At 68.0% G+C, this 10,556-nt stretch carries 10 protein-coding genes; all 10 read left to right on the plus strand.

What is annotated here, in order from left to right:
* Nucleotides 1-482: 482 nt before the first annotated feature.
* A complete protein-coding gene (locus tag KPL59_RS12480) occupies nucleotides 483-1,247 on the plus strand; it encodes a GntR family transcriptional regulator (RefSeq protein ID WP_226360897.1) in 765 nt (254 codons plus the stop codon).
* A gap of 156 nt (nucleotides 1,248-1,403) precedes the next feature.
* The gene (locus KPL59_RS12485; protein WP_226360898.1) at nucleotides 1,404-1,817 is read left to right on the plus strand and encodes a hypothetical protein; all 414 of its coding nucleotides are present in this window, start codon (nucleotides 1,404-1,406) and stop codon (nucleotides 1,815-1,817) included.
* Nucleotides 1,817-1,993, plus strand: coding sequence for a hypothetical protein (locus tag KPL59_RS12490; protein WP_226360899.1), 177 nt, complete (start codon nucleotides 1,817-1,819; stop codon nucleotides 1,991-1,993). The genes KPL59_RS12485 and KPL59_RS12490 overlap by 1 nt, the downstream gene beginning before the upstream one ends.
* Nucleotides 1,994-2,060: 67 nt before the next feature.
* Nucleotides 2,061-3,284, plus strand: a complete 1,224-nt coding sequence (locus KPL59_RS12495) for a hypothetical protein (RefSeq protein WP_226360900.1) — start codon at nucleotides 2,061-2,063, stop codon at nucleotides 3,282-3,284.
* A gap of 610 nt (nucleotides 3,285-3,894) precedes the next feature.
* Nucleotides 3,895-5,220, plus strand: coding sequence for a protein rep (locus tag KPL59_RS12500; protein WP_226360901.1), 1,326 nt, complete (start codon nucleotides 3,895-3,897; stop codon nucleotides 5,218-5,220).
* A 590-nt stretch (nucleotides 5,221-5,810) separates the two neighbouring features.
* Entirely contained in the window at nucleotides 5,811-6,575 is a 765-nt protein-coding gene (locus KPL59_RS12505) for a GntR family transcriptional regulator (RefSeq protein WP_226360897.1), read from the plus strand.
* Nucleotides 6,576-6,731: 156 nt separating this feature from the next.
* The gene (locus KPL59_RS12510) at nucleotides 6,732-7,145 is read left to right on the plus strand and encodes a hypothetical protein (RefSeq protein ID WP_226360898.1); all 414 of its coding nucleotides are present in this window, start codon (nucleotides 6,732-6,734) and stop codon (nucleotides 7,143-7,145) included.
* Nucleotides 7,145-7,321 carry a hypothetical protein gene (locus KPL59_RS12515; RefSeq protein WP_226360899.1) on the plus strand — a complete coding sequence of 59 codons (177 nt, stop codon included), beginning with the start codon at nucleotides 7,145-7,147 and terminating at the stop codon, nucleotides 7,319-7,321. Before KPL59_RS12510 ends, KPL59_RS12515 begins: the two co-directional genes overlap by 1 nt.
* Nucleotides 7,322-7,388: 67 nt before the next feature.
* Nucleotides 7,389-8,612, plus strand: a complete 1,224-nt coding sequence (locus KPL59_RS12520; RefSeq protein ID WP_226360900.1) for a hypothetical protein — start codon at nucleotides 7,389-7,391, stop codon at nucleotides 8,610-8,612.
* Between the two features lie 610 nt (nucleotides 8,613-9,222).
* Nucleotides 9,223-10,548 (plus strand): protein rep, encoded by a 1,326-nt coding sequence (locus tag KPL59_RS12525; protein ID WP_226360901.1) that lies wholly within the window; start codon nucleotides 9,223-9,225, stop codon nucleotides 10,546-10,548.
* The last annotated feature ends 8 nt before the right edge of the window (nucleotides 10,549-10,556 follow it).

The following is a 10,556-nucleotide window of genomic DNA, read 5'->3' on the forward strand; positions in this document are numbered from 1 at the left end:
GGGCGCCACCCCACCCACCGAGACCAGCGTTTCCACAGGTCACACCGCGAAGCCGGTCGTCGACGATCGCAGAGCCGCGTCAACGCCGCTTCTCAGCCGCTTCAAAGTTGTATCAAGGCCCCTCAGTGCGTCCAAGATGATCTTTGGCGCGCTGATGTCAATGACTCATTGACGATGTCGTGAGCCTTGACTCTCGGTGTGGACCTCGTTGAGTACGTCCGCACGCAACCGGCACCCGGGACCGGTGATCATCAGATGATGCATGGGTGTGGTGGCTGTTGATCCTGGGTTGGCGGTGTTGAGCGTGTCGTAGGCGTGCATTGTCGGCCCGGTGGGCCGAGTCGGTGGGCCGTCGACTGTCCGGCACGGCGACGACACCGTCGGGGTGTCGCCGCGACTGCATCGCGTGACTCCGCTACACTTGTGCACACAGGTAGATAACTGCCTTCGTGATCATCACCAGTGAGGAAGGAGCTGCGGTTATGTCCATCGACGTCACGAGTGATCGTCCGGTGTTCGCTCAGATCGCGGATACGCTCCGCGAGCAGATCAGGTCCGGCGTACTTGCACCGGGGGCCAAGCTGCCCAGCGAGCCTGACCTTGTCGCTCAGTTCAAGGTCAACCGCAACACGGCTCGTCGTGCGCTCGCAGAGCTGCAACAGGAAGGGCTCATCGACAGCAAGCGCGGGATCGGGTCCTTCGTCCGCGAGGTCGCTCCGGTCCTGGCGCTGCGCAACGACCGCTTCTCTCGCTCCGCTCGGGCGGCAGGCAAGGGTGCTCTAGCTGCTGAGGCCGAGGCCCTGGGGCTCACCTGGCAGTCCGAGGATCAGGGCCCCATCGAGACAGTCACGGTCTCGCCGGAGATCGCCGAGGTCATCGGTGAGGCCACCGCTGTCGTAAAGCGCCGGCGTATGTGGGTTGCAGGTGTACCGACCCAGCTCGCCGACAGCTATATCCCTGCCAGCGTCGACGCCCAGATCAGCTACTCGGCTGGCCAGACGGCTCCCGGCGGCATCTACGGGCTCTTGGAGGCCAACGGCTTCCCGCTCGCGCGATTCCGTGAGGAGCTGATGTCACGCCAGGCCCGACCGGAGGAGGCGGTGGCGCTGCACCTGCCCACCGGGGCGCCGGTGACGGCACTCGTCCGCCACGCCATCACCGGCGACGGCCGGGTCGTCGAGTACTTCGACTCCGTTGCCGCTGGTGGCCTGCACCGCTACGTCTACGAGTTCGACGCAACCGACTGACCAGCCAAAAACAGCCAGAGACTGGGTCGATCGAGTGAGCGGCCCTTTCTCTTGCGGTGACTACTTGTCCATCCGGGTACCAGTGTGGGAAGGTGGGCAGGTAGATAAGCTGACGGTCCGGTCCGGAGTGGCGGATCGAGAACACGGGAGATGCGCATGTCGAACCAGGGTCCGAACAGCTTCAAGATCGATCAGGCCGCGACGTTCCAGATGGTCATGGTCATGGACGTCGCACCGAAGCTGCGCTTCGGCAGCGAGACCGATCAGGAGTGTATGAAGGATGGCACTCCGAAGTGGACGGCTCAGGTTACGGCCGGGTTCCGGACGTTCGGTGCCCCGAAGTTCGCGGTCCTGGCGATCACTATCGCTTCGCACGATGACCCCCGCCAGGGTGTCCAGCCCGGTATGTCGGTCGAGCTGGTCGGCTTGGAGGTCGGTGTGATGGACAAGAAGATCAAGGACCGCGACACCGGCCAGGAGAAGGTCGTGGGGGCGCAGGTCTACTACCGCGCTGAGGGCATCCGCCCGATCGGCGGCACGGCCCACAAGCGCGGCGAGCAGGCCGCGTGATGTCCGGCCCGGCCGTCCTGGTGCTGGTCTGGACCTCCTGCCAGCACGTCACCGAGATCGTCGATGACGGCGACCGGCTGCCTGATCAGTGCCCGCGGTGCGACGGCTGGGCCTTCACCGGCGACCTCGCCACGACCTCGTCGACCGACTCGACTCCGCTCGCCCGCGCGAGCTGATCACGACCACGGCCCTGGTTCGGAGATCACCTCCGGTCCGGGGCCGTTCTGACGAAGGGGGCCCGAGATGGGCATCTGGACCACCGCCTGCCGGGCGGAGCGAGAGCAGGACTGGGCCGGGCGCGAGTTGGTCGACCAGCTCACCGACACGTGGCGCCGGGCCTGCGAGCACGTCGGCCTGTCGCACGCCGTGCAGGTCGCCTCCGGCACCACGATCGTCGTCCCGCCGCTGGCCCGCGCTGACGTCTCTGGCCCCGACCCGGTCCTGATCGTCAAGCTCATGCCGGGCCAGCTCGCCGCCGACTTCCGAGCCCCCGAGGTGGCCGAGCGGCTCTCGGCCGCTCTGGGCTGCGACCGCATCCGCGTCGAGCCCCGCGGTCTGCACTGGGTCCGGATCGAGCTGCTTACCGGCGACCCGCTCGCCGTCGACGTCATCACCTCGCTCCCGGCCCGGGACCACTCGGTCAGCGACGTCGGAGTCCTCGTCGCCCGCGATGAGCTCGGCCGCCCGCTGGCGATGCCGTGGGACCAGGCCCCGCACACCTGCGTGCAGGGCGCGACCCGCTCCGGCAAGTCGGTGTGGTGCTACTCGGTGCTGGCACAGCTCGCCCGCCTGGACGATGTCCTGATCGCCGGGTCCGACCCCTCCGGGCTGCTGCTCGGCCGCCCCTGGGCAGGCACGCGCCACCAGGACTGGCAGGCCACCGGCAGCGGCGACGTCCTGGCTCACCGCGATCTGCTCGACCGCCTGGTCGCGGAGATGGACGCACGCATCGCCGAGCTGCCCGCGCGGCAGGACAAGCTCACCGCCTTCACTCCCGACCGGCCGCTGATCGTGGTCGTCCTCGAGGAGCTTGCCGGCCTACTGCGGCTGGCCTCCACCACCCCGACCCCGAAGGGCGAGCCGAAGGTGCGCGAGCAGCTGCTCCACGCGTTCGGGCGGTTGGTGTCGGAGGGGCACAAGGCCGGGATGCGGCTGCTGGTGGTCACCCAGCGCGCTGACGCGACGATCATCGAGGGCTTCGCCCGCGGGCAGCTTGGGCTGCGGCTGAGCTTCCGCGTCGACGACCCCGAGGCCCTGGTCATGCTCCACGGCCAGGATGCCCGCGCCGAGCTGGTTCAGCACCGGGAGTCCCCGCCCGGCGTCGCTCTGGTCCAGGCCCCTGGCATCGCTCTGACCCGAGCCCGCGGCCCGCGCCTGCCTGGGCCGTCGGAGGACGCCGACTACGCCCGGTACTGGGACGAGATTGCAGGGGACGCCCCGGCGCGCCTCCACCAGGTAGCGGCGTGAACAGGCCAAGGTCAGTGACCAGGCCGACAAAGAAAAAGGCCCCCAGGTGTTAGAGCACCTGAGGGCTGTCGGCCGGACGGAAGTCACCTGCGAAGCGAACGGAACCCCCGGCTAACGTGTTTGCGATTGTACTTGTTCACCGATCCGTCCGAGCTACGCCACGCGGGTATATCTCGACCTCCCACACCTCCCGGCGCCCCGCACGGCACGCCGCGTCGACGACTAACCGTCGGCGTCGTTGTATCGACGACAACACCGCATGCCCGATGACGGTCTGGAGCTCTGCCCGTCTCGACGGCTGCTCTTCCTCGATACAAGGCCGCCCGAGCAGTGATCAGGTTCAGTCAAGGGTCGACGGAGTCGATCGCGTAGCGACGCCGCGTGCGGCGCCCTTGGCGGGTTCTGAGCGCTGTTCGACACTTGGGCCGCTTCGAGGTAGGGCCTACCGCAGCAGGCGCTACTGCACCGGCACCGAGAACACTCTCAGCTCTCGCGCCGCAGGCGCGCGCCCGGTCCGGACGGGCCCGGCCCGCGGGCCGGAGGCAGGAGCGGGCCGGTGCCCGTCCCGGCCGGGCGCCGGCCACAGCGGGCTGATCGTTGGGGGTGCTCGATGACGGCCGCGTTGACGCGCGTCGACACCGCGGGCGTGCCCGCGCTTGGTAACGACGCGATAAGTGCCTTCACTGCAGGTCAGGACCACAGGCATGATCTTGCGAGGGAGTTCCGGGAGCGTCAGGATCAGGCGTTCCGGGAGAAGTACGCTGCTCGGCGGAAGCTTGCGAAGATCACGACGCTGCCGCGGGTCGCGCGGTGTGGCCGGGTCTCGATCAACACCGGAGGTGAGGTGTCGCTGCATCACACCCCGGGCACGGGCGGCGAGCCGGGCACGGCCGGGTTCGGCGGCCTGGTGACATGCGGGAGCGTCTGGGACTGCCCGGTCTGCTCGGCGAAGATCAGCGCCAAGCGGGCGAAGGAGCTCCAGCACTTGATCAACTGGAACGCTGAGCGGGGCGGCTCGGTCGCGCTGCTCAGCTTGACGATGAGCCATCACAAAGCTCACAGCCTGCGGGAGGTCCGCCGTGCGTTGACCCGGGCGTGGCGGCACCTGACCAAGGCGCGGGCCTGGCAGGAGCTCAAGCAGCTGCTGGGCATGGACTACGTACGCGGCATCGACTCGACCAGGACAGACGCGAACGGGTGGCATCTGCACATCCACGCATTGTTGATCTTCCCGGCCGATGTGAGCGGGCGGGTCCCAGAGCTGGTCGCGACGATCTACAAGCTTTGGACCGCCGGGTTGGCGAAGTCGGGCTTCACCGCCTCGTTCGAGCACGGGGTCGATGTCCGGGTCGGGACCGGGGCGCTGGAGAAGATGGCCAAGTACATCTCCAAGCTGGCGTTCGAGACCGTCGGGGGCCGCTGGAAGCAGGGGAAGAACGGGTCACGGACCCCGTTCGAGATCCTCGCTGATGCCCTGGAGGCCGGTGACGAGCGTGACATCGCGTTGTGGCAGGAGTGGGAGCAGGGCTCGAAGGGGATGCAGCAGCTGGTCTGGTCGAACGGGCTCAAGGCCAAGTGCAAGCTGGAGGAGATCGACGACGAGACCATCGCGGAGGAGAACGCCGGAGGCGAACTCGCAGCGGTTCTACCTGCACGGACGTGGCGCAAGGTCTATCCCGAGGCCGAAGACCTCCTGCTCGCGACCCGCCACGGCGGTGTCCCCGCCGCGCACGCCTGGCTCGACGCCCGGGGTCTGGACTTCGAGTTCGAGACCGACACCACCGAACGCGCCCTTCAACTTGACGATCCACCCGAGCGACAACCCTTCGGCTGGCTCAAGGCCTCCTTGGCAGCCGAGGACCCCGAACAGCGCCGAGCACGCCGACGCTGGTTCACCACACACCGGTTCGCCGAGCAACGGTTCGCTGCGCAATGATCAGGTCAGGACCCCGGCCCTGACTCAAGATCGAGAACTGTAGAGGTGGGTGGGGTGGCGCCCGACACCTCGACCGGCCGTCAAGCGAAGCAGGGTGGTTGAGGTGTCGGGCGCCACCCCACCCACCGAGACCAGCGTTTCCACAGGTCACACCGCGAAGCCGGTCGTCGACGATCGCAGAGCCGCGTCAACGCCGCTTCTCAGCCGCTTCAAAGTTGTATCAAGGCCCCTCAGTGCGTCCAAGATGATCTTTGGCGCGCTGATGTCAATGACTCATTGACGATGTCGTGAGCCTTGACTCTCGGTGTGGACCTCGTTGAGTACGTCCGCACGCAACCGGCACCCGGGACCGGTGATCATCAGATGATGCATGGGTGTGGTGGCTGTTGATCCTGGGTTGGCGGTGTTGAGCGTGTCGTAGGCGTGCATTGTCGGCCCGGTGGGCCGAGTCGGTGGGCCGTCGACTGTCCGGCACGGCGACGACACCGTCGGGGTGTCGCCGCGACTGCATCGCGTGACTCCGCTACACTTGTGCACACAGGTAGATAACTGCCTTCGTGATCATCACCAGTGAGGAAGGAGCTGCGGTTATGTCCATCGACGTCACGAGTGATCGTCCGGTGTTCGCTCAGATCGCGGATACGCTCCGCGAGCAGATCAGGTCCGGCGTACTTGCACCGGGGGCCAAGCTGCCCAGCGAGCCTGACCTTGTCGCTCAGTTCAAGGTCAACCGCAACACGGCTCGTCGTGCGCTCGCAGAGCTGCAACAGGAAGGGCTCATCGACAGCAAGCGCGGGATCGGGTCCTTCGTCCGCGAGGTCGCTCCGGTCCTGGCGCTGCGCAACGACCGCTTCTCTCGCTCCGCTCGGGCGGCAGGCAAGGGTGCTCTAGCTGCTGAGGCCGAGGCCCTGGGGCTCACCTGGCAGTCCGAGGATCAGGGCCCCATCGAGACAGTCACGGTCTCGCCGGAGATCGCCGAGGTCATCGGTGAGGCCACCGCTGTCGTAAAGCGCCGGCGTATGTGGGTTGCAGGTGTACCGACCCAGCTCGCCGACAGCTATATCCCTGCCAGCGTCGACGCCCAGATCAGCTACTCGGCTGGCCAGACGGCTCCCGGCGGCATCTACGGGCTCTTGGAGGCCAACGGCTTCCCGCTCGCGCGATTCCGTGAGGAGCTGATGTCACGCCAGGCCCGACCGGAGGAGGCGGTGGCGCTGCACCTGCCCACCGGGGCGCCGGTGACGGCACTCGTCCGCCACGCCATCACCGGCGACGGCCGGGTCGTCGAGTACTTCGACTCCGTTGCCGCTGGTGGCCTGCACCGCTACGTCTACGAGTTCGACGCAACCGACTGACCAGCCAAAAACAGCCAGAGACTGGGTCGATCGAGTGAGCGGCCCTTTCTCTTGCGGTGACTACTTGTCCATCCGGGTACCAGTGTGGGAAGGTGGGCAGGTAGATAAGCTGACGGTCCGGTCCGGAGTGGCGGATCGAGAACACGGGAGATGCGCATGTCGAACCAGGGTCCGAACAGCTTCAAGATCGATCAGGCCGCGACGTTCCAGATGGTCATGGTCATGGACGTCGCACCGAAGCTGCGCTTCGGCAGCGAGACCGATCAGGAGTGTATGAAGGATGGCACTCCGAAGTGGACGGCTCAGGTTACGGCCGGGTTCCGGACGTTCGGTGCCCCGAAGTTCGCGGTCCTGGCGATCACTATCGCTTCGCACGATGACCCCCGCCAGGGTGTCCAGCCCGGTATGTCGGTCGAGCTGGTCGGCTTGGAGGTCGGTGTGATGGACAAGAAGATCAAGGACCGCGACACCGGCCAGGAGAAGGTCGTGGGGGCGCAGGTCTACTACCGCGCTGAGGGCATCCGCCCGATCGGCGGCACGGCCCACAAGCGCGGCGAGCAGGCCGCGTGATGTCCGGCCCGGCCGTCCTGGTGCTGGTCTGGACCTCCTGCCAGCACGTCACCGAGATCGTCGATGACGGCGACCGGCTGCCTGATCAGTGCCCGCGGTGCGACGGCTGGGCCTTCACCGGCGACCTCGCCACGACCTCGTCGACCGACTCGACTCCGCTCGCCCGCGCGAGCTGATCACGACCACGGCCCTGGTTCGGAGATCACCTCCGGTCCGGGGCCGTTCTGACGAAGGGGGCCCGAGATGGGCATCTGGACCACCGCCTGCCGGGCGGAGCGAGAGCAGGACTGGGCCGGGCGCGAGTTGGTCGACCAGCTCACCGACACGTGGCGCCGGGCCTGCGAGCACGTCGGCCTGTCGCACGCCGTGCAGGTCGCCTCCGGCACCACGATCGTCGTCCCGCCGCTGGCCCGCGCTGACGTCTCTGGCCCCGACCCGGTCCTGATCGTCAAGCTCATGCCGGGCCAGCTCGCCGCCGACTTCCGAGCCCCCGAGGTGGCCGAGCGGCTCTCGGCCGCTCTGGGCTGCGACCGCATCCGCGTCGAGCCCCGCGGTCTGCACTGGGTCCGGATCGAGCTGCTTACCGGCGACCCGCTCGCCGTCGACGTCATCACCTCGCTCCCGGCCCGGGACCACTCGGTCAGCGACGTCGGAGTCCTCGTCGCCCGCGATGAGCTCGGCCGCCCGCTGGCGATGCCGTGGGACCAGGCCCCGCACACCTGCGTGCAGGGCGCGACCCGCTCCGGCAAGTCGGTGTGGTGCTACTCGGTGCTGGCACAGCTCGCCCGCCTGGACGATGTCCTGATCGCCGGGTCCGACCCCTCCGGGCTGCTGCTCGGCCGCCCCTGGGCAGGCACGCGCCACCAGGACTGGCAGGCCACCGGCAGCGGCGACGTCCTGGCTCACCGCGATCTGCTCGACCGCCTGGTCGCGGAGATGGACGCACGCATCGCCGAGCTGCCCGCGCGGCAGGACAAGCTCACCGCCTTCACTCCCGACCGGCCGCTGATCGTGGTCGTCCTCGAGGAGCTTGCCGGCCTACTGCGGCTGGCCTCCACCACCCCGACCCCGAAGGGCGAGCCGAAGGTGCGCGAGCAGCTGCTCCACGCGTTCGGGCGGTTGGTGTCGGAGGGGCACAAGGCCGGGATGCGGCTGCTGGTGGTCACCCAGCGCGCTGACGCGACGATCATCGAGGGCTTCGCCCGCGGGCAGCTTGGGCTGCGGCTGAGCTTCCGCGTCGACGACCCCGAGGCCCTGGTCATGCTCCACGGCCAGGATGCCCGCGCCGAGCTGGTTCAGCACCGGGAGTCCCCGCCCGGCGTCGCTCTGGTCCAGGCCCCTGGCATCGCTCTGACCCGAGCCCGCGGCCCGCGCCTGCCTGGGCCGTCGGAGGACGCCGACTACGCCCGGTACTGGGACGAGATTGCAGGGGACGCCCCGGCGCGCCTCCACCAGGTAGCGGCGTGAACAGGCCAAGGTCAGTGACCAGGCCGACAAAGAAAAAGGCCCCCAGGTGTTAGAGCACCTGAGGGCTGTCGGCCGGACGGAAGTCACCTGCGAAGCGAACGGAACCCCCGGCTAACGTGTTTGCGATTGTACTTGTTCACCGATCCGTCCGAGCTACGCCACGCGGGTATATCTCGACCTCCCACACCTCCCGGCGCCCCGCACGGCACGCCGCGTCGACGACTAACCGTCGGCGTCGTTGTATCGACGACAACACCGCATGCCCGATGACGGTCTGGAGCTCTGCCCGTCTCGACGGCTGCTCTTCCTCGATACAAGGCCGCCCGAGCAGTGATCAGGTTCAGTCAAGGGTCGACGGAGTCGATCGCGTAGCGACGCCGCGTGCGGCGCCCTTGGCGGGTTCTGAGCGCTGTTCGACACTTGGGCCGCTTCGAGGTAGGGCCTACCGCAGCAGGCGCTACTGCACCGGCACCGAGAACACTCTCAGCTCTCGCGCCGCAGGCGCGCGCCCGGTCCGGACGGGCCCGGCCCGCGGGCCGGAGGCAGGAGCGGGCCGGTGCCCGTCCCGGCCGGGCGCCGGCCACAGCGGGCTGATCGTTGGGGGTGCTCGATGACGGCCGCGTTGACGCGCGTCGACACCGCGGGCGTGCCCGCGCTTGGTAACGACGCGATAAGTGCCTTCACTGCAGGTCAGGACCACAGGCATGATCTTGCGAGGGAGTTCCGGGAGCGTCAGGATCAGGCGTTCCGGGAGAAGTACGCTGCTCGGCGGAAGCTTGCGAAGATCACGACGCTGCCGCGGGTCGCGCGGTGTGGCCGGGTCTCGATCAACACCGGAGGTGAGGTGTCGCTGCATCACACCCCGGGCACGGGCGGCGAGCCGGGCACGGCCGGGTTCGGCGGCCTGGTGACATGCGGGAGCGTCTGGGACTGCCCGGTCTGCTCGGCGAAGATCAGCGCCAAGCGGGCGAAGGAGCTCCAGCACTTGATCAACTGGAACGCTGAGCGGGGCGGCTCGGTCGCGCTGCTCAGCTTGACGATGAGCCATCACAAAGCTCACAGCCTGCGGGAGGTCCGCCGTGCGTTGACCCGGGCGTGGCGGCACCTGACCAAGGCGCGGGCCTGGCAGGAGCTCAAGCAGCTGCTGGGCATGGACTACGTACGCGGCATCGACTCGACCAGGACAGACGCGAACGGGTGGCATCTGCACATCCACGCATTGTTGATCTTCCCGGCCGATGTGAGCGGGCGGGTCCCAGAGCTGGTCGCGACGATCTACAAGCTTTGGACCGCCGGGTTGGCGAAGTCGGGCTTCACCGCCTCGTTCGAGCACGGGGTCGATGTCCGGGTCGGGACCGGGGCGCTGGAGAAGATGGCCAAGTACATCTCCAAGCTGGCGTTCGAGACCGTCGGGGGCCGCTGGAAGCAGGGGAAGAACGGGTCACGGACCCCGTTCGAGATCCTCGCTGATGCCCTGGAGGCCGGTGACGAGCGTGACATCGCGTTGTGGCAGGAGTGGGAGCAGGGCTCGAAGGGGATGCAGCAGCTGGTCTGGTCGAACGGGCTCAAGGCCAAGTGCAAGCTGGAGGAGATCGACGACGAGACCATCGCGGAGGAGAACGCCGGAGGCGAACTCGCAGCGGTTCTACCTGCACGGACGTGGCGCAAGGTCTATCCCGAGGCCGAAGACCTCCTGCTCGCGACCCGCCACGGCGGTGTCCCCGCCGCGCACGCCTGGCTCGACGCCCGGGGTCTGGACTTCGAGTTCGAGACCGACACCACCGAACGCGCCCTTCAACTTGACGATCCACCCGAGCGACAACCCTTCGGCTGGCTCAAGGCCTCCTTGGCAGCCGAGGACCCCGAACAGCGCCGAGCACGCCGACGCTGGTTCACCACACACCGGTTCGCCGAGCAACGGTTCGCTGCGCAATGATCAGGTCA

It is taken from the genome of Pseudonocardia sp. ICBG1142, from assembly GCF_020496255.1.
In the GTDB taxonomy this organism is placed as follows: Bacteria; Actinomycetota; Actinomycetes; order Mycobacteriales; family Pseudonocardiaceae; genus Pseudonocardia.

Excerpts from the sequence above, each read along its gene's own strand:
- KPL59_RS12490 (WP_226360899.1), top strand. The coding sequence starts at position 1,817 with ATGTCCGGCCCGGCCGTCCTGGTGCTGGTCTGGACCTCCTGCCAGCAC.
- KPL59_RS12525 (WP_226360901.1), top strand. The coding sequence starts at position 9,223 with ATGACGGCCGCGTTGACGCGCGTCGACACCGCGGGCGTGCCCGCGCTT.
- KPL59_RS12495 (WP_226360900.1), top strand. The coding sequence starts at position 2,061 with ATGGGCATCTGGACCACCGCCTGCCGGGCGGAGCGAGAGCAGGACTGG.
- KPL59_RS12515 (WP_226360899.1), top strand. The coding sequence starts at position 7,145 with ATGTCCGGCCCGGCCGTCCTGGTGCTGGTCTGGACCTCCTGCCAGCAC.
- KPL59_RS12520 (WP_226360900.1), top strand. The coding sequence starts at position 7,389 with ATGGGCATCTGGACCACCGCCTGCCGGGCGGAGCGAGAGCAGGACTGG.
- KPL59_RS12505 (WP_226360897.1), top strand. The coding sequence starts at position 5,811 with ATGTCCATCGACGTCACGAGTGATCGTCCGGTGTTCGCTCAGATCGCG.
- KPL59_RS12510 (WP_226360898.1), top strand. The coding sequence starts at position 6,732 with ATGTCGAACCAGGGTCCGAACAGCTTCAAGATCGATCAGGCCGCGACG.
- KPL59_RS12485 (WP_226360898.1), top strand. The coding sequence starts at position 1,404 with ATGTCGAACCAGGGTCCGAACAGCTTCAAGATCGATCAGGCCGCGACG.
- KPL59_RS12500 (WP_226360901.1), top strand. The coding sequence starts at position 3,895 with ATGACGGCCGCGTTGACGCGCGTCGACACCGCGGGCGTGCCCGCGCTT.
- KPL59_RS12480 (WP_226360897.1), top strand. The coding sequence starts at position 483 with ATGTCCATCGACGTCACGAGTGATCGTCCGGTGTTCGCTCAGATCGCG.